The organism is Dyella sp. BiH032, from assembly GCF_031954525.1.
GTDB lineage: Bacteria > Pseudomonadota > Gammaproteobacteria > Xanthomonadales > Rhodanobacteraceae > Dyella_D.
The window spans coordinates 1,882,101-1,901,407 of sequence record NZ_CP134867.1 but is presented as its reverse complement, the minus strand read 5'-3'; the positions used below and the strand labels follow the sequence as shown (position 1 = coordinate 1,901,407).

General features: G+C 67.6%; 12 protein-coding genes, 1 tRNA gene and 2 riboswitches. Of the genes, 5 read left to right on the top strand and 8 right to left on the bottom strand.

Annotation, left to right across the window (positions count from 1 at the left end):
* Window positions 1-107 precede the first annotated feature (107 nt).
* From RKE25_RS08375 to rnr, 3 genes are read right to left on the bottom strand one after another with little or no spacing between them, the layout of a single operon-like run.
* Window positions 108-392, bottom strand: coding sequence for a hypothetical protein (locus RKE25_RS08375; RefSeq protein WP_311841781.1), 285 nt, complete (start codon window positions 390-392; stop codon window positions 108-110).
* On the bottom strand, window positions 389-1,135 hold the full coding sequence (rlmB, locus tag RKE25_RS08370; protein ID WP_311841780.1) for a 23S rRNA (guanosine(2251)-2'-O)-methyltransferase RlmB: 747 nt from the start codon (window positions 1,133-1,135) through the stop codon (window positions 389-391). The genes RKE25_RS08375 and rlmB overlap by 4 nt, the downstream gene beginning before the upstream one ends.
* The gene (gene rnr / locus RKE25_RS08365; protein WP_311842357.1) at window positions 1,132-3,603 is read right to left on the bottom strand and encodes a ribonuclease R; all 2,472 of its coding nucleotides are present in this window, start codon (window positions 3,601-3,603) and stop codon (window positions 1,132-1,134) included. Before rnr ends, rlmB begins: the two co-directional genes overlap by 4 nt.
* A gap of 241 nt (window positions 3,604-3,844) precedes the next feature.
* Between rnr and RKE25_RS08360 the strand changes: the two genes are divergently transcribed.
* A tRNA-Leu gene (locus RKE25_RS08360) sits at window positions 3,845-3,929 on the top strand.
* A 200-nt stretch (window positions 3,930-4,129) separates the two neighbouring features.
* Here the strand turns inward: RKE25_RS08360 and RKE25_RS08355 are convergent.
* Complete coding sequence (locus RKE25_RS08355; RefSeq protein ID WP_311841779.1) at window positions 4,130-6,418, bottom strand: pentapeptide repeat-containing protein; 2,289 nt, start codon at window positions 6,416-6,418, stop codon at window positions 4,130-4,132.
* Entirely contained in the window at window positions 6,391-10,026 is a 3,636-nt protein-coding gene (locus RKE25_RS08350; protein WP_311841778.1) for a hypothetical protein, read from the bottom strand. Before RKE25_RS08350 ends, RKE25_RS08355 begins: the two co-directional genes overlap by 28 nt.
* 438 nt (window positions 10,027-10,464) lie before the next feature.
* On the opposite strand from RKE25_RS08350, the gene RKE25_RS08345 reads away from it, so the two are divergent.
* Window positions 10,465-11,547, top strand: a complete 1,083-nt coding sequence (locus RKE25_RS08345) for a helix-turn-helix domain-containing protein (RefSeq protein WP_311841777.1) — start codon at window positions 10,465-10,467, stop codon at window positions 11,545-11,547.
* 42 nt (window positions 11,548-11,589) lie between these two features.
* Here RKE25_RS08345 and RKE25_RS08340 read toward each other — a convergent pair whose 3' ends face one another.
* On the bottom strand, window positions 11,590-12,510 hold the full coding sequence (locus tag RKE25_RS08340; RefSeq protein WP_311841776.1) for a LysR family transcriptional regulator: 921 nt from the start codon (window positions 12,508-12,510) through the stop codon (window positions 11,590-11,592).
* A 177-nt stretch (window positions 12,511-12,687) separates the two neighbouring features.
* On the opposite strand from RKE25_RS08340, the gene RKE25_RS08335 reads away from it, so the two are divergent.
* Together RKE25_RS08335 and RKE25_RS08330 are read left to right on the top strand one after the other, a co-directional pair.
* The gene (locus RKE25_RS08335) at window positions 12,688-13,437 is read left to right on the top strand and encodes an SDR family oxidoreductase (protein WP_311841775.1); all 750 of its coding nucleotides are present in this window, start codon (window positions 12,688-12,690) and stop codon (window positions 13,435-13,437) included.
* Between the two features lie 7 nt (window positions 13,438-13,444).
* Window positions 13,445-13,573: a hypothetical protein gene (locus RKE25_RS08330; RefSeq protein ID WP_311841774.1), complete on the top strand. Its 129-nt coding sequence runs from the start codon at window positions 13,445-13,447 to the stop codon at window positions 13,571-13,573.
* Between the two features lie 45 nt (window positions 13,574-13,618).
* Here RKE25_RS08330 and RKE25_RS08325 read toward each other — a convergent pair whose 3' ends face one another.
* Both RKE25_RS08325 and RKE25_RS08320 read right to left on the bottom strand, forming a co-directional pair.
* Window positions 13,619-15,277 (bottom strand): alpha/beta fold hydrolase, encoded by a 1,659-nt coding sequence (locus tag RKE25_RS08325; RefSeq protein WP_311841773.1) that lies wholly within the window; start codon window positions 15,275-15,277, stop codon window positions 13,619-13,621.
* Between the two features lie 36 nt (window positions 15,278-15,313).
* Complete coding sequence (locus RKE25_RS08320; RefSeq protein WP_311841772.1) at window positions 15,314-15,736, bottom strand: VOC family protein; 423 nt, start codon at window positions 15,734-15,736, stop codon at window positions 15,314-15,316.
* A 302-nt stretch (window positions 15,737-16,038) separates the two neighbouring features.
* Window positions 16,039-16,123: riboswitch (glycine riboswitch) on the top strand.
* Window positions 16,124-16,219, top strand: a riboswitch (glycine riboswitch).
* A 38-nt stretch (window positions 16,220-16,257) separates the two neighbouring features.
* Here RKE25_RS08320 and gcvP point away from each other — a divergent pair.
* A complete protein-coding gene (gcvP, locus tag RKE25_RS08315) occupies window positions 16,258-19,128 on the top strand; it encodes an aminomethyl-transferring glycine dehydrogenase (RefSeq protein ID WP_311841771.1) in 2,871 nt (956 codons plus the stop codon).
* The last annotated feature ends 179 nt before the right edge of the window (window positions 19,129-19,307 follow it).

The following is a 19,307-nucleotide window of genomic DNA, read 5'->3' as shown; positions in this document are numbered from 1 at the left end:
GGCCGTCCCCGCGGGAGAATGGTCGAGCGGGGTCGTCCCCGCAAGCCGGCAGGCGCCGGAAGCCCGTCATGCTACCAAGACGGAACCAGCGGCTCCTGACCCATCGTTCAGCTGGTGATCCTGCGCTCCACGTCGCGCAGCTCGCGGCGCACGCGCGCGCTGTTGGCGATGCCATAGATGCCGATCACCAGCCACGCCACCTGCATCACGAAAGCCGACGCATTGAAGTTGCCGAACAGCAGCGACAGCATCACGCCGACCGCCCCCAGCACGTTCATCAATTGGTAGACCAGTCCGTTGCCGTGCAGCTTGCGCGCCTGCAGCAGCAGGAAGGCCAGCAGCACCAGGGCCACGCCGACGTAGCCAGCCCAGTCATGCCACAGGATATTCATCGCTTCGCACTCCTTTGACGCAGGGCTTCGAACAGCACGACACCCGTGGCGACGGAAACGTTGAGGCTTTCCATCGGCCCCGGCATGGGGATCTTCGCGACGAAATCGCAGGTCTCGCGCGTAAGGCGGCGCATGCCCTCGCCCTCGCTGCCCAGCACCAGCGCCACGGGCCCCTTCAGGTCGATGTCGTAGATGGAGGTGTCGGTATCGCCGGCCAGGCCGGTGATCCACACGCCGGCATCCTTCAGCGTCCGCAGCGCGCGCGCCAGGTTCGTGGCGGCTACCAGCGGTACGCGGTCGGCGCCACCGGCCGAGGCGCGGCGCACTACCGGCGTGAGCCCCACGGCGCGATCCTTCGGCACGACCACGGCGGTGGCCTTCGCCGCCGCCGCGCTGCGCAGGCAGGCGCCGAGATTGTGCGGATCGGTGACGCCGTCCAGCACCAGCACCAGCGCATCCGGCCCCGCCTGCGCAAGCAGGTCGGGCAGATCGTTCTCGTGGGCCATCGGCGGCGCCTCATAGCGCGCCGCCACGCCCTGGTGGCGCGCTTCGCCGGCGAGCTTGTCCAGCTGCTCGCGCGGTCGATGGTGTACCGGAATGCGCAGCGCCTTCGCACGCTCCGCCAGCTCATGCACGCGCGCGTTGCGCTGGCCGTTCTCGACCAGCAGCTCCCGCACGCGCTCGGCGTCGTTGCTCAACGCGCCTTCGATCGGGTTGATCCCGACGATCCAACTCTCGCTCATCGCTTGCCTTTGCCTTTGCCGGGCCGGGGCTTGCCGGACGCCCGTCCGCCCTTGCCCGGCGCGCCGCCCTTGCCTTGCGGGGGTCTGGCGCCGCCGGTGGTTTTCGCCTTGGCGCCGCCCGCCTTGCGGGACGGCGGCGCCGCATCGCGCGCATTATCGCGCGCCGACGCGGGATTGTGCCCCTGGACCCGCGGCAGCTTGGGCAACGAATAACGCTCCCCGGCCTGCGCGTAGTCGTAGGCGCGGGCCGGACGCGGCGGCGGCGCAGAAGCCTCGCCCTTGTTCACCAGGCGGAAATCGATCTTGCGGTCCTCCAGGCTGGCGCGCAGCACCTGCACGCGCACGTGGTCGCCCAGGCGGAACTGCGCGCCGCTGCGCTCGCCCTTCAGCAGATGCCTGATCGGATCGAAGTGGTAATAGTCGTTGGACAGCTGGCTGATGTGCACCAGCCCGGATACCTTCGACTCGGTCAGCTCCACGAACAACCCGAACGAGGTCACGCCGGTGACGGTGCCCTCGAACTCGCTGCCGACGTGCTTGGACATCCAGGCGCACTTGAAGCGCTCGTCCACGTCGCGCTCGGCTTCTTCCGCACGGCGCTCGCGCTGCGAGCAGTGCACGGCCATGGCCGCCATCTTCCCGGGGCTGTAGACGTAGTCCGCTGGCTTGCCGCCCTCTAGCGCGTAGCGGATCGCGCGGTGTACCAGCAGGTCCGGATAGCGGCGGATCGGCGAGGTGAAGTGCGCGTACGCATCCAGCGCCAGGCCGAAATGGCCGCGGTTCTCCGGCTGGTAGGCGGCGAGGCTCTGCGCGCGAAGCAGCACGGACTGCACCAGTTCGCGCTCGGGGCGATCCTGCACCATGCGCAACAGGTCGGCGAAATCACCGGGCGTCACGTCCTCCAGCGGGGGCATGCGCAGTTTGAACTCGCGCAGGAACTGCTGCACGTCCTCGTACTTCTCTTCCGGCGGCGGCTCGTGCGCGCGGAACAGCGCCGGAATGCGCTTCTTCTCCAGGAACTTCGCCGCCTGTACGTTGGCGGCGATCATGCATTCCTCGATCAGTTTGTGCGCATCGTTGCGCTGCGTGGCGCCCATCGATACGACGTCGCCGGTATTGTCGAGGCGGAACTTCACCTCGGGCGTCTCGAAGTCGATTGCGCCGCGGCGCCGGCGCTGCGCGGCCAGCAGCTTGTAGAGACCGTGCAGGTTCTCCAGCTGCGGCAGCACGTCCGCCAGCTCCTGGCGGGCATCCGGGTCATTCAGGCCGATGGCCTGCCACACGCGGTCATAGGTGCAGCGCGCGTGCGAGTACATCACCGCGCTGTAGAACTTCGAGCGGGTGACCTCGCCTTCCGTATCCACGGTCATGTCGCACACCATGCACAGGCGCTCGACCTTGGGGTTGAGCGAGCAGATGCCGTTGGACAGCGTCTCAGGCAGCATCGGCACGACGAAGCCGGGGAAGTAGGTGGACGTGCTGCGTTCGTAGCCCTCGCGGTCCAGCGCGCTGTCCACGCGCACGTAATGGGACACGTCGGCAATCGCCACCACCAGGCGGTAACCGCCGCCGCGCTTCGGTTCCGCGTAGACCGCGTCGTCGAAGTCACGTGCGTCGGCGCCGTCGATGGTCACCAGCGGCAGCGCGCGCAGGTCCACCCTGCCCTCGCGCTCGGCGGCCGTCACCTTCGGCTCGACCTGCTCCGCCGCGCGGATCACATCGGCCGGCCATTCGCGCGGCAGGTCGTAGCTGGCGATCGCCATCTCCACCAGCAGCGACGGCTCCAGGCGTTCGCCCAGCACCGCGAGGATGGAGCCCATCGGCCCGCGGTAAGGCGTGGGCGGATCGGTGATCTCGGCCACCACAATCTGGCCGTTGCGCGCGCCCTGTTCCTGGCCGGGCTTGACCAGGATGTCCTGATGCAGGCGACGGTCGTCCGGCACCACCATGGTGACGCCGTTCTCCACCACCACGCGGCCGACCAGCCGCGGCGAACGCCGCTGCAGCACTTCGACGATGGCACCCTGCTTGCGGCCGCGCCGGTCCAGGCCGACCACGCTCACCAGCGCGCGGTCGCCATGCAGCACCTGGCGCATCTGCTGGGGCGAAAGGTAGAGGTCATCCTCGCCGTTGTCGGGGCGGAGGAAACCGTAGCCCTCGGCGTTCGCGATCACCTGGCCCGGGATCAGGTCCAGCTTGTTGGTAGGCGCGTAGCCGCCGCGCCGGCCGAGCAGCAGCTGCCCGTCGCGCACCATCGCGCCCAGGCGCTTGCGCAGCGCGTGCAGATCGTATTCGTCATGCAGCTGGAGGGCCTCGGCGATGCGCGCCTCGGTCAGCAGTTCGCCGCGCTCGGCCAGCAGGGCGAGGATCGCTTCGCGGCTCGGGATGGGACGCTCGTAACGCTGGGCCTCGCGTTCGGCGTGAGGATCGTGCGCCGCCGCGGCCTTGCCCGGTTTGGAAGGCGGGATCGCGCGCTTGCGCGGCGCCGGGGCCTCCGGGGCGGGCGCACCCTGGCGGCGGTTGTTCTTGCGGCCGGCACCGGCCGGCTTGTCCTGGTTTTTTCTGGTCACTTATTGGCCTTGATGAGAGCGCCGCCGTCGGTCATGACGCGGCGCGATGAAAAAGCGGTGAAAGAATAGTTGACAACTCTTAGCCCCATCCCTAATCTACGCGGCTCACGCAGCTCGCTTCGCGAAGCGCGGGACACCTGCCCAGGTGGCGGAATTGGTAGACGCACTAGTTTCAGGTACTAGCGGGTAAAACCGTGGAGGTTCGAGTCCTCTCCTGGGCACCAATGATAGACGAAGCCCGCAGCGATGCGGGCTTCGTCGTTTTCGGGGTCCGGCCACGCGCTCGGTCCTTCCCTGCCGAACGGGCACGGCTCATCTTTTCGAAGCGACCTCTGCGTGCGCTCAACCCGCATCGACACGGCCGGCATCAAGACGGCACCGGCGAACTGGCTCCGCCGACGCCTCGCGAAACTCGGCAAGTCTCTTAAGCGCCTCTCGATTGATAAACCCATTCCTTGGGCCCCGTGACTCGTTGCCACTGCGCTTCCTCGCACGGCCCATTCACGCCGGACGGACAAGTGGTTTCCCGGCTGGTGGCCTTGCTTGAGATCTGGGTGCGGCCATATTGGAGAGTCAGCCCACCGCCGACTCCGATCACCGTGAGCCGGTTCTCCACCCCGCTCGGCGGCGTATCGGCGATCAGGGCCTTGGCCATGGAGGCGCCGTCGAGCTTGGCTTCCGTGAAATCGGCGCCCAGCAGGCACGCGCCGTTCAACTGCGCCTGGCGCATGTACACACCGTTGAACTTGCAGTTGACCAGGCAGGCCATTGCGAAGATAACGCTATCCATCGCTTTGGCCCCGCTGAAATTCAGTCCCCCCAGATAGGCCCCGCTGAAGTCGGCGCCATTGAGCGTGGCCTCGGTCACCGTTGCGTTGTTGCCATAGAACCGGACTCCACCCAGATTGGCGCCATGCGTGCTCTCGGTGCCCTTGTCCAGATAGGCACGCGAGAAGTCGGCGTTGACCAGCACGGCATAGCTCAGATTCGCGCGGATGGACAACGTGGATCCGCCCTCCTTGTCCGTGATGGAATCCAGCCGTGCCGAATCGAACTTGGCATAGCTGAGGCTCGCATTCGAGAGATTGACTCCGTGCAGAATGGCTCTGCTGAAGATCGCTTCATCGAGAAACGCTCCTGGCAATTCCGCCCGGCGCAGGTCCGCCTCCGTGAAGTTGGGCCCAACGTCCGATATCGCGTTGTGCAGCTTGATACGCACCATGCGCGCAAAGCTGAAATTGGCACCGGTCAGATCCATCTGCTCGGGCAACGCAAAGTCGTCGGGGAAGATGGTGTACTCCGCACAGAAATTCTTCATGGTCCGCGGGCGGCCATCGATCACGGCTTCCGTCAAGTCCAGCATGCGCCAGTTCGTTTCGCCGATGACCGCAAGCGGCAGATGGGCACGGCGAAACAAGGCGCGCCGCGTTCCGTCGCCCGGCTTGGCAGCGGGATCCTTGTGGAACTCCGGTCGCACGGGAATCGTGGCATAGCGCAGATCGCAGCCACAGAAATCGATCTCATACAGTACGGCGCTCGTGAAATCGGCTTTCTTGTCGATCGATGCGGGCAAGGCGAACTTCGCGTCCTCGAAGCATGCCCTGGTGAGGACGGCTTCCCTGAAATTCGCGCCGGCGAGGCTGGCCTTCGCGAGCTTGGCGCTCGTCATGCTGCTCTTGGCGAATATCGCGCCGCCCGCATCGGCGCCATCGAGCCGCGCCTCCGCGAGGTCCGCCTTGCCCAGGTCGGTGCCGCGCAGCTTGGCGTTCTGCAAGCTGGCCTTGTCGAGCTTCGCACCGACGAACTTCGCGCCGCTCAGATCGCAGCCGTCGAATATCGCGGAGCTGAGCGTCGCCTTCTCGAACGAAGGCGAGCCGTAGCGGGGATCGAAGCTCTCCTTGGTGAACCTGACATGGGGAAATTTGGCTTCAACGGCTTGCACGCCGCTGAATTGGGCACGCGCGACGTTGGCTCCGGTGAAGTCCGCGCCGCCGAGATCCGCACCGATAAAGCCCGTGGCTTCGCAATGTGCGCCGCGGAAGTTGCAGTCGTTGAGCTTCGCGCCGGCGAAATCGGCCTGGAGCAGGTGCGCGCCGGCGAACGACAGGCCTTTCCGGCAAAGCTGCTTCAGCCCCCTCACGTAGCGGAGATCCGCGTTCTCCATGGTCTGGTGGTTCCACAGCTGGATCGGGTCGAGCTGCCACGGCTGTTCGTCGAAGAACCCCTGCGGCGGCAGCCACAGCGTCATTCCCGACCTGGACATCACCCCCATCAGGTAGCGGTCGGCTTTGCGGTGCCGCAGCCGGATCCCTCCCTGCGCGGGCATCTGCATGCCGAACACGGTCGCGTTGCGGTAATCGACAGTGGTAAGCGCGTACACAGCGTCCGCTACCCCGGGCACCCCGATGAAGCCGCCGGGGATCGGCACCGCGTCGTGCGTGACCTGCAAGATCACGCCCTGATCGCGTTCTCCGGCGGATGGCACGGCATACAGCGCGAGCACGACCGCCTTCCCCGGCTCGGTGGTGAAACTCAGAGCCGGGCTTCCCTTGTCGCCGGCCAGATACTGCCGGTTCGGCGTCACCTGCAGTGACAGCCTGTACTTGCCGACGAACTGGAACGGAAAGTCGCCCAGGGGAGCCATCCCGGCGTCCCCTGCTTCAATGCCCCCCATGCCCGCACCGCTCACGTGGATGGCGCTGGCGGGATCCACAGGCTCACCGACGGCTCGGTGCGCCCATCCTTGCCGAGGATCACTTCGTAGTTGAGCGTGAACATGTTACGCAACAGATCCACCGTGATCTTGTCGGCCGCCACCCGCGGCGTGGACACCAGGAACGTGCCGTCCGGCTCATAGATGTCGACCATGTAGTTGTCCGCATGAGCCGTGTCGCGATACCGCAGCACGTACAGGTAACCCTTGGCCTCCACCGCGAGATCGAGGTAGATCGATTTCTCCGGCTCGTGCAACGCCATCGTGGAGAGCTTGGCGCCGCCGCGAGGATTCTTGAAATAGGCCACGGGCTTGCCTTCGATGTCGAAGGCCTGGACGCGGTGATTCCCGCCTTCGAGGATCAGCACGCGGCCGTCCAGGCCCGTCGCGATCGCGCGTGGCCCGTTGAGCATGCCTTCGCGCAGGCCCTCGCCCGCCGCCATCGTCGCGATCGGCGCTTTGTCATCCGTGGTCGGCGCTTTCGGCAACGGCAGGATATAGATCTTGTGCGTGCTGTAGTTGATGCCGAGCACGATGCCCTGCGGGTGCAGGATGTACCGGTCCATCGGCAGGGGAAAGCGCCCCCAGCTCTCATTGCTGCGCGTGGCGAAGGCCGGGGGCTTGCCGCCATAGGTCAGCGCCATGCGGCGCAGGTGCATGCCTCCGGCCGGACTCCGCTCGACGTGGAAATCGCCCCGGCTGGAGTCGGCGAAAAAGTTGCGGCCGCTGCCGTCCTGCGGGCTCGCCACGTCGTAGAACACGCCCGGCGCATTGTTGAAGCCCACCGGCGGCCGCGCATAGGCGCTGCCCGGCCCTTCCAGGGTGGACAGGTTCTGCATCGTGTACATGGACTGATTGGTCGGCGCCGTGGCCACGTCGTCGAGCGGCTGATTGAGCCCGGTCGCCTGCCAGCTGTAGGCCATCATCGCCGGCCGCTGGGCCGTGGTGATCGAAAGCCATCGCTGGATCGCCTTCCCCTGATGCGGCGATGGCGTGAGCGCAGTGGCCGTGGGCGGCGTCTTGGTCGCCAGCCAGTAATAGCCGCGCGCGGCCGGATCGTAGGCGATCTTGGAAGCATGCGAGTACACCGACGTCTTGCTCAGCGGCACCTCGTTGGTGACGATCTCCAGGCCGTCGATGACCAGGGTCGCGTCGTGCGTGCCCTTGGCTTCGATCCACGGCGTCTCGCCCTGGCCGGCCTGCCAGCCGTTCGCCGCGTAGAAGAACACATAGACCTTGAGCCGCCCGCCGGCGGGCACCTTATCGAAGGTCACCTTGATCGGCTTGCTCCAAGGCGGCCCGTTCTCCAGCTTGAAGGTCTGCTTGGGCAGCGTCGCTCCCTTGTCGTAGACCACACTCACTTCGTAATATGTCGCCAGGTCCGGGAAACGGTGATAGTTGTGGTCCGGCACCAGCGTGACCGCCAGGTCGATGGCGCGCGTGATCTCCGCGTGGAACACCCATGGCGACGACGCCACCTCGATGCTGGTCTGCGCCAACTGCGCCGCCGTCACCGCCGCGCTGACCACGGTGGTGAACACGTTGAAGAACGGCACCGCGCGCGCGGCCATGCCCTCGGCATATTTCTGCAGCAGGTACTGGCCCAGCGCCGTGGCCGGCGACAGCAGCATGGGCCCCAGCATGACCGCCACGTCCTTGAACGCCCCGGACGGGTCCTGCGATGTGCCGATATAGGTCGCCGAACCGCCCGCGACCAGGAAACCGGCCACCGCGCACACCGCGAACAGCACCGGCTTGTTCGCGATCAGCTTGAGCATCGGCTCGGAATTGGACACCGCCGTGCCTGCGATCAGCAGGACCAGCGGCACCGCCATTTCGACCACGACGGTCAAGGTCAGGCCGATCGGACAGGTCGCCGGATCGTAGCTGCCGCCGCTGCCCAGGCCGCCGAAATACACCTGGATCGAGCGCGCGTCCTGCGGCACGGGAATCGAGACGCGGGTCGTGTCCGCCTCCAATGGGATGGCGAATACCGTTCGCACGGGCGGGATCACTTCGAGGAACTTGGTGTTGGCATCCTGCTGGAAGATGGGGCGCAGGCCGGCGGGGATCTTCTCGGACCAGTCCTTCGGCGCGATCACCTTGCCGTCGCCGTCCATATAGCGGACGCAGGCGGAAAGATGCCGCAACCAATGGTTGCGGCACGACAGCGTCAACGTGCCATGGCCACTGTCGTCCACGATGCTGAAGGGCCGCACCGCCTTGCCGCGCTCTCCCACCGCGCCGATGCCCAGCACGCCGCTGGGCGAACTGCCCAGCTGCCGGCCGGTGATGGCGAACGTCAGCGCCGTGCGCAGGTCGTTGAGCTGGAACGTGCCGCTGGCGGACGCTCCGCTCTCCACCGGCGGCACCGCCGAGGCTCCGCTGAAGACAGCCTCGAACTTGACGTCCTTGCCGTCTTCCACCTTGCCGACCGGCGACAGCTGCGCGCGCAATACGCCGGTGGGATGCGCCGGCGTGGACAGCTGCACGAACACGCGTCCGGCGAGCAGATCCTTGACCAGATCGGGCGTCAGCGCCGTAGCGCCGGGATCGGTGCTCATCCAGATGTCTTTGGTGCTGAACTCTTCTTTCGCCTTCGGGCCGTCGTACTTCAGCTCCGACTCGATCGTCAGGCCGCTGCCCGGCGTGCGGTTGGCCAGCGCCCAGCGATAGGGGCCGGCGCCAAATGACGTCGAAACGGCTACTGCGTCCGCCTCGCCCAGCACGACCGAATGCGGCGCCGTGCCATCCGCTGCCTTGGCCTGGTATCCGTTGGTGGGTTCGCCGTACTGCTGCGACCATTTCACCTCGCGCAGGAACTCGTCATCCTTCACCAGCTTGACCGCGAGCGCCAGCGTGCCGCCGATGGCGCGGCGAACGGAAGGATGGACGATACGGGTGAATACCTCCTTGCCCTCGTGATCGAACAGCGGCTTGCCGTCGGGGCCGACGGCGCGCTCGGTCCTGGCCCATCGATCGCCCAGGGTCTGGATCGCATCCACCAGCTCACCGGTGCGCATCAGGGCGGTCCGTACGCAGGCATCCAGAATGTAGCCGGGCTTGTCGTCCTGGCCGTTCTTGCCATCGAGATAAAGAATGTCCGGGTGCATGAACAGCAGCGACACCGCCGACTCGAACGGTGTCTGCCATGCATCGATGTCGTCGGGGTACGGATCGACGGTGTCGCCATCGGCCTTCAGCAAGTGAGCGAACCGCGCCAGCTTCGGATGGACATCCCACAGTGGCGTGGCGCGCCGGCGAAGATGGTCCACGGCCTTGCGCATGCCGGCGCGTGGCACATGGATGCCCATATGAACGGTGTGCTCGGCCATGACGCCATCGACCTCGACCGGTCGTGTCACCTCCATCAGCGCCACCGCGTCGCTGGGCAAGGGCACGTCGGCGTAATGGCTCAGTTCCTCATCGGATGCGTGGCGCAGGAAGCCATGCGCCCTGCGCGCTTCCAGGCGCGTTTGCGCGGTATGTCGCTGCAGTGGGTAGCGCTGCAGGCATACGTTCAAAGTCAATGCCTGCTCGGCTTCCGAAGCGGGCAGGCTGAAATGCAGGAGATGCGACTCAGTGGGTCGCAACGACGGCGTACTCATGTGAATTCCCCCTGGAGAACGTTGCGTTTCGGTCCTTGGAACATGCAACGCGCGACATCGGCCGGCTCGTCCATCGCAACGGGCTCCTCGCCGGCCGACTCCGTGTGCATATCGGCCTCAGCATAAGGAGGCCGGTATCCGGCAGAAGCCCTCCGGCCGAAAAGTGAGACGCACGGTCAAGCCGCTTTCTTGCCTTGGGCTCGCGCCGGACCAGCCCGCTTACCCGGGCGAATCCAAATAGCTGCCAAGGACAGCATGTCCATGGGGAGCCGCTTCGTGCCTCGCGCCTGGGCGAGTCCACACGCCGTGCACAGGGCCTTTGTATAGTCGGCCGCGGGAATCGGGGACGGCCCGCGGACGAACGCGCCGGGCCGTGGAAACAGGGGGACGTGCCCGGCTCGCGGCGCGCGCCGCCCGGCATGCGAACAGGACGCCACCGTGGGATCGCCGCATTTCGATCGCGCTTACTCCGACACCATGCGGCAGGCCCTGGCCAGCCATCATGACAAGGACGCTTACCTGCATGCCGCGTGGGCCGGCGCCGATTCGTCGCCGCTCGTCCGCCAGCACTTCAGCGTGGCGAACGAAGCGACCGCGCTGCAGATGCTGGCCTGGAGCGATTACGTCGGCCGCATCCTCGAAGTGCCGCTGTCGCGCACGCAGGTAGCCAACGGTTTCCGCGGCGAGATCGATACCTATGCGCTGCCGGACATGATCTATCTGGACAGCCGCACCGATCCGATGTCGCAGCTGCGCACCGGTGCGCGCATCTCCCGCGACAGCCTGCGCGACTACGTCTTCCACGTGACCGTCGAGGGCATCGCCGAAACCGTCACGGGCGGTGCACCGCAAAAATCGACGCAGTTCACCCCGGGCATCCTGGCACTGGACATGAGCCAGACCATGCATATGAAACGCCCCACCCGGGCCCGCGTGCTGGCGTTCTTCCTGCCGCGCGCCGTGGTGGAGGCGGCGATTCCCGACGCCGAGTCGATCCACGGCCGCGTAGTCGCCTACACCACGCCGCTTGCCGCCCTGCTGCGCGATCACCTAGCGATGCTCTACCGCGACCTGCCTGCGATGAGCGACACCGCCGCCGCCGCGCAGTTGCGCATCTGCGTCCAGCTGATCCTGGCCGCCTTCCAGAAGCAGCGACGGCTGAGCGACAGCGTCCGCACGGTCGCCCGCGCGGCCATGCTTGGGCGCATCCGGCGCTATGTGCAGGACAACCTCTATTCGGCGGAACTCACGCCCGACAAGATCCTGAGCATCTTCCCGCTGGCCCGGCCCACGCTGTACCGGATGTTCGAGCACGAGGGCGGCATCTATGCCTACATCCGCAACTGCCGCCTGCGCGAAGCCGCCGAAGCCCTGGCGCGCCCGCCTGCTGTGGCGGTGACGAACCTCGCGTCGAGTCTGGGTTTCGGCAGCCACTCCGACTTCACGCGCGCGTTCCGCCGCGCGTACGGGATAGCGCCGCAGGAGTTCAGGTCCATGGGATTGGAGTGGTTGCCCGGCTGATGCGAGCTGCACACGCCAGGCACCAGGCACCGTCCTTCGCCGTCAATCGGCGAACGCGTCCACCCCATCCACCAGCCGCTTCGCCAACCGCGGCTGCGCGAACTGTTCCAGCCACCATGCCAGCGCGCGTCCTTCGTGATCGCCACGCCAGGCGACGTAGAGCACGTTCGGCTCGCGCGGATCGGCGGTGCGCCTGGCGACCAGCTCGCCGCGCTTGAGCAGCGAAGCCACGCGCTGCTTTGGCAACCAGCCCACGCCCAGGCCTTCGCGCTGCGCCATGATCTTGGCCTGCATGCTCGGCACCGCCAGCACCTGCTGGCCACCCTGCACGCCATAGGCGCGCCCCGGCGACAGGCGCGAGGTATCGGCCACCACCACAGCCCGGTGGGCCAGGATCGCGTCGCGTCCCAGCGGTTCCTTCGCCTTCGCCAGCGGGTGCCGCGGCGATACGGCGAACACCCATTCCATGGCTCCCAGCTCGCGCCAACGCAGGTTGGGCATGGAAGGCGGCTCGTTGGTCGCCCCGACCACGACGTCCGCACGGCCATCGCGCAGGGCTTCCCAGGTGCCACCGAGCACCTCGTGGGTGACGCGCAGGCTGACGCCCGAAGCCAGTGCGTCGAACGCGCGGATCACCGGCAGCAGCGTGGCGAATTCCAGAAGTTCGTCGGTGACGATCCACAACCGGTCCTCCCATCCGCCCGCCACTTGTTTCACGCGGCGGCTCAGGCGCGCGGATTCCAGCGTCAGCCGCGCCGCTTCCTGCGCCAGCAGTTGTCCTGCCGGGGTGAGCTGCAGGCGATAGCGGCGGCGGTCGAACAGCAGCGCATCGAAGCGTGCCTCCAGTTGCCGGGCCGCGTGCGACACCGTGGAAGGCGCCTTGCCCAGCCGCGCGGCGGCACGCGACAGACTGCCGCTTTCGCGGATGGCTTCAAGCAAGGCCAGCTCGTCGTCCGACAGCATGGAAATTCCCGGTGCGTGCGATGTCTGGCGATGCTACGGCAAAGGTTGCACGGTGGCTTCTACCGCCCGGCCGACTCGTGCGGATGCGTCGCACATCTTCGTCGAAAAGACGGCACGGCTCCCGGCCGCGGCGGGCGCAGCATACGTTCCAGATCAAACACCCACCTGGAGACCACCATGAAACGTTTCGCCAACCAGACCGTACTTGTCACCGGCGGCAGCAGCGGCATCGGCCTTGCCGCCGCCAAGGCATTCGCCGCCGAGGGCGCGCGCGTGATCGTTACCGGCCGCGACGCCGCTGCGCTGGAGAAAGCCGCCGCCGATATCGGCCCCGGCACGCTCGCCATCCGCAGCGACGCCGGTAACGTCGCCGCCGCACGCGAACTCGCCGCCACGCTCGCGGGGCAGGCTGTGCGGCTGGACGCGGTCTTCGTCAACGCCGGCGTCGCCCGCTTCGCCCCGTTCGCCGATGTGCAGGAGAACTTCTGGGACGACATGTTCGACATCAACGTCAAAGGTGCCTACTTCCAGATCCAGGCCTTGCTGCCGCTGCTCAACCAGGGCGCGTCCATCGTGCTCAACGGCTCGATCAACGCGCATATCGGCATGCCGGCATCGTCGGTGTATGCCGCCAGCAAGGCCGCGCTGATTTCGCTCGCCAAGACGCTGTCGGGCGAACTGCTGCCGCTAGGCATCCGCGTGAACGTGGTCAGCCCCGGCCCGATCGGCACCCCGCTGTACGGCAAACTGGGCCTGGATGCGGCAACGCTGGAAAGCACGGCCGCGCAGATCCAGGGCCAGGTGCCGCTGGGCCGCTTCGGCACGTCCGAGGAGCTGGCCACCACCGTCCTGCACCTCGCCTCGCGCGAATCGGCCTTCATCGTCGGCACCGAGATCATTGTCGACGGCGGCATGAGTCAGCTGTGAGCGCCGCTTGCCTGCGCCCTCCGCGTCAGTGCAACCGCGCTTTTCGCCGGAAGAACTGACCGATCTCACGCTGCTGGTGGTGGCGATCAGCGGAGGGAACCGCTTCGCCATCGCATCGCGCAAGCCGCCTGCGTGATGCCTGCGCCGGCCTGGCTTGGGTCGGGCGCGATGCCGATTCGGCCTACAACGATTCCCCCAGCACTTTGACGATGAGGTTGATGGCTTCGTCGCTGCGATACACGCGATGCCCCGACGTCACCGTCGTGGTGGATACCGCGCCGGGCAGGAAGGCGCTCTCCAGCGGCACCACGCCATCGCCGGGTACCGCTTCGCCGGGCAGGCTTCCGGCGATGGTGTAGTAGCGGATGCCCGGTGCCGGCAACAGCGCCCAGGCGGCGCGGCTCACCGGCTGATCGGTACGAAGCGTGCTGATGCTGGTGAGGCCGCGCTCGCGATAGCTGCGCAGCACTTCCGGCCGGAACGCCTGGGCGTCGTTCTTCACCAGGTTCGCCAGCGCGTCCAATTCGAAGCCGCTGGACTTCACCACGCGCAGCGCCAGCCGGCCGAGGAAGTCGCCGGCGGCGGGACTGCCGTGGTGCGGCGAAGCCAGGAAGAACGCGGTATCCACGCCGGGATACGGAGCGAAGTAGAACAGCTTGCGCACGGTAGAAAGGTCCGCCGGATCGCCGTGCACTTCATCAGCCGGGACCGCAAACGCGGCCTGCCAGATGGCATCGCCGCTGTCGGCGGCGAGCAGCCGCGCGATCACGCCGCCCATGCTGTGCCCCACCAGCACCACATGCCTGCGCGCGGGCGCCTGGCCGCCCGGATCCAGCGCGGCCCAGGCTTCGTCCAGGAAGCCCTGCACCCGCAGGCGCGACACGAGCACCGGCGCATTGGTCTGGTAGACCACATGCCACACTTGATAGCGCGCCCGCAGCGCCGGTGTGCCCTGGATGCGGTTGGTCAGGCGCGTCCACACCAGCGGGCTGCCGCCCAGGCCGTGCAGCATCACGATGGGGATCTTGTCCGGGTCGTAGTCCTCCAGCAGATACACGCCCTGCCGCATCCCGATGTCCTTGCCGTTGACCAGCAGGTTGCGGATCGCCAGCTGCTTGAGCTGCGACGCGTCCGCCAGCATGGCGTACGGCGCGGTGGTGTCCTGCGACAGGGCGTAGGCGCGGCCGCCGACCGTCACGCTGCCGAGCGCCAATGGATCGGCGAAAACCAGGCGCGGCACGCCCTCTGTGTCGGCCTCGACCCAGGCCACGGCGGCACGGGTGACCCCTTCCGGAGGAATCAGGCGGCACTGGGGCGAGCCGTTGCAACGGGGCGTGGAAGCGACCAGCGCCACGCCGAAGCCGTTGGTGGCGAAGCGCTGGCCGAAGGCCAGGTCGGACACCGGGATGCGATCGGCGCGCTCGAACGCGGGCGGGCCGGCCAGGCCCGGCGACAGCCCGCGCAGCTCCACGTCCAGCGGAAGGCCGCCGACGTCGAGCGTACGGCGGGTCCAGCGCATCGGCTCGGTGGCCAGCAGGATATCGAGCAACCGGCCCGTGCATTGCGTGTCCAGCGCCAGCGCATCTTCCGCGCGCGGACCGGCGTCGGCCGCCACGCGATACGCGTCCGCGGCGCAGCGCAGCCAGGCGCGCGCCGCGCGCTCGGCGGACGATTGCCGCGCGGCCTCCATCGCCCAGCTCCTGGCCGTGGCCAGGGTCACGGCAGGGACGTGCGCCGCCGGGGCCAGCCGTCGGACCGGCGCGCCGCAGGCCGCCAGGGCGCAGGCCAGCGCCGCCAGCCCGAGAACCCGCCAGATTCGCCGATCTTCTTCGCTACGCATGGCGCACCCCGCCGACGCGATGTGCCCAGCCGGACGTCAGGCCCGGGCGGGCGGCCCTTTCAGCTCGATCATGTTGCCCTGCGGATCGTACAGATACAGCGAGGGCCCCTCGCCTTCCGCGCCATAGCGCGAACCGGCGTCGCCCACGCGCACACCGTGCGCCTCGAGGTGGACGCGGATGGCGGCCTCATCGTAGCCCTCCACCGCCAGGCAGATATGGTCCACGTTGTGCCCTTCCCGGCCAGGCGCCGCGCCGCCGGCGCGGCCCAGCTTGCCGTCCATGGTCACCAGGTCGATCAGCGAAGCCCCCGCGCGCAGCTGGACCAGGCCGATCTCGTCCTGCCGCCGCTCCACCGTGCAGCCGAGCACGCGGCAGTAGAAGTCCTGCATGGCGGCGGCATCGATGGCGCGCAGCACGATATGGTCGAGCTGGCGCAGGCGGAACGGGGGCTGGGGCATGAGATACACCTCGGTGGGGGATGCGGCGCACGCTACTCCGCTGCGCCGGTGGGAACGCGCAAGTTTTCGTTAAAACCGCCCCTCCGCCAAGCCTCTGCCTCGCTCCCTCTCTCCTCCGGGGAGAGGGCTGGGGAGAGGGGCCGGCCGGAGTGGTGAGAGTCGTGAGTGCAGGGCCGCGACAGGCCCGAAAGTTCTTTTCCGCCCTGTAGAAACAGCATCGCCAGAGCGCCCCCTCATCTGGAGTGGCCGAAGCGAATCCCCGCGGGACCGCCACCTGCAGGTTGGGTATAATCGCCACCTTTGAAGGCGCGGTGGGAGAAGCGGACACGTCCGCTGCCGAAGGCGCAACGCCCGTAATCGCTCAGGCTCCCATACCACCGCCGCTTGCGGAACAACTCTGGAGAGACCGGTTAGATCCGGCGCCGAAGGGGCACGAAGCGCTCGCGCTTCCAAACTCTCAGGCAAAAGGACAGAGGGGCGCCTGACGTGCGGCACGCACGTCACCCTTGGACGCCTCCGTCATGACCCAGAACGCCTCCCCTTCCCTGCGCGACCTCGAGCACCACGAAGCCTTCATCGAACGGCACATCGGCCCCAACGACGCCGAGATCGCGCACATGCTGCGCGTGGTCGGCCACGCTTCGCTGGAAGCGATGACCGACGCCATCGTGCCGGCCCAGATCAAGTCCGCCGCCCCGCTGGCGCTGCCGGATGCCATGACCGAAGTGGACGCGCTGAAGAAGATCCGCGCCATCGCGTCGAAGAACAAGGTGTTCAAGAGCTTCATAGGTCAGGGCTACTACGGCACCCACACGCCGAACGTCATCCTGCGCAACATCCTGGAAAACCCCGCGTGGTACACGGCCTACACGCCGTACCAGGCGGAGATCTCGCAGGGCCGCATGGAGGCGCTGATCAACTTCCAGACCATGGTGACCGACCTCACCGGAATGGACATCTCCAACGCCTCGCTGCTGGACGAAGCCACCGCCGCGGGCGAGGCGATGACGCTGGCCAAGCGCTCGGCCAAGTCCAAGAGCGAGGTGTTCTTCGTCGCCGACGACGTGCACCCGCAGACGCTCGAAGTGCTGCGCACCCGCGCCGACGGCGTCGGCATCACCGTGCAGGTCGGCCCGGCGGCGGACGCGGCCACGGTGGACAGCTTCGGCGTGCTGCTGCAGTACCCCAACACCTACGGCAGCATCCATGACTACCGCGCGGTTGCCGAGGCCGTGCACGCGCGCGGTGCGCTGGTGGCGGTGGCCACCGACCTGCTCGCGCTCACCCTGATCGCCTCGCCCGGCAGCTGGGGCGCCGACATCGTCGTCGGCAACAGCCAGCGCTTCGGCGTGCCGTTCGGCTTCGGCGGCCCGCATGCCGCCTATCTCGCCTGCCGCGATGCCTATAAGCGCTCCATGCCGGGTCGCCTGATCGGCGTGTCGGTGGACGCGGAAGGCAAGGCGGCCTATCGCCTCACGCTGCAGACCCGCGAGCAGCACATCCGCCGCGAGAAGGCCACCTCCAATATCTGCACCGCGCAGGTGCTGCTGGCGGTGATGGCAAGCATGTACGCCGTGTACCACGGTCCCGAGGGCCTGCAACGCATCGCGCGCCGCACGCACCGCCTGGCCGCGATCCTGGCCGCCGCGCTGCGCAAGGCCGGCCTGACCGTGGGTGGCGACTTCTTCGATACGCTGCACATCACCGGCGTCGATGCCGACGCCATCCACGCCAAGGCCGCCGAGAAGGGCATCAACCTGCGCCAGATCCATGGCCAGGCCATCGGCATCAGCTTCGACGAGACCAGCACGCGCCGCTGCGTGGCCGCGCTGGCCGAGCTGTTCGGCGCCGAGCTGGGCGACATCGACGAACTGGATGCCGCCACGCCGGACGCCCTGCCCGCCGCCCTGCTGCGCAAGGACGCGTTCCTGCAGCACCCGGTGTTCAACACCCACCACAGCGAGCACGAGCTGCTGCGCTACATGCGCTCGCTGGCGGACAAGGACCTGGCGATGGATCGCACCATGATCCCGCTCGGCTCCTGCACCATGAAGCTCAATGCCACCGCCGAGATGATCCCGGTGACCTGGCCGGAGTTCGCCAACATCCATCCGCTCGCCCCGGCCGATCAGGCACTGGGCTACAAGCAGCTCATCGACGAACTCGAGGCGATGCTGGTGGAGTGCACCGGCTACGACGCCGTCAGCCTGCAGCCGAACTCCGGCGCGCAGGGCGAATACGCCGGCCTGCTGGCGATCCGCGCCTACCACCGCTCGCGCGGCGAAGCGCATCGCGACGTGTGCCTGATCCCCGAGTCCGCGCACGGCACCAATCCCGCATCCGCGCAGATGTGCGGCATGACCGTGGTGGTCACCAAGTGCGACGCCAACGGCAATGTGGACCTGGAAGACATCCGCGCCAAGGCCGAGAAGTACAGCGACCGTCTCGCCGCGCTGATGATCACCTACCCCTCCACGCACGGCGTGTTCGAGGAAGACGTGGTCGCCATCTGCGATATCGTGCACAAGCACGGCGGCCAGGTGTACACCGACGGCGCCAACATGAACGCGCTGGTCGGCCTGGCCAAGCCCGGCAAGTGGGGTTCGGACGTCTCGCACCTCAACCTGCACAAGACCTTCTGCATTCCGCACGGCGGCGGCGGCCCGGGCGTCGGCCCCTGCGCGGTGAAGTCGCATCTCGCCCCGTTCCTGCCGCGTACGTTCGGCGGCGAAGGCTCGGTGGGCATGGTCTCGGCGGCCAGCTTCGGCTCGGCCTCGATCCTGCCGATCAGCTGGATGTACATCACTCTGATGGGCCAGCAGGGCTTGCGCAAGGCGACCCAGGTGGCGTTGCTCAACGCCAACTACATCGCCAAGCGCCTGGCGCCGCACTACGAAACGCTCTACACCGGCCGCAACGGCCTGGTGGCGCACGAGTGCATCCTGGACCTGCGCCCGCTCAAGGACGCCACCGGCATCAGTGCCGAGGACGTGGCCAAGCGCCTCATCGACTTCGGCTTCCACGCGCCGACGCTGAGCTTCCCTGTCGCCGGCACGCTGATGGTCGAGCCGACCGAGAGCGAATCGCAGCACGAGCTGGACCGCTTCATCGACGCCATGATCCAGATCCGCGACGAGATCCGCGCCATCGAGGACGGCCGCCTGGACCGCGAAGACAACCCGCTCCGGCACGCCCCGCACACGGCCACCGCGGTGACGGCCAGCGAGTGGACCCACGCCTACCCGCGCGAACTGGCCGCGTTCCCGCTGCCCAGCCTCAAGCTGCAGAAGTACTGGCCGCCGGTGGCGCGCGTGGACAACGTCTACGGCGACAAGAACGTGATGTGCGCCTGCATCCCGGTCGATGCGTACAAGGAAGAAGCCGAGGCCTGAGCCTCCGCTCCCTTCCGCACTGCGACGGGCCCCGCTTCGGCGGGGCCCGTCCGTTTTTGGGGAATGGATTCGCGGAAGTGACCTTCGGGACATTGCCAGTACCGGCTCCGGCTGGTCTGATCGCCAACCGTAGGTTGGCGCGAGCGCAGCGAATCCCTGCCCCGCACCATCCGCACGCC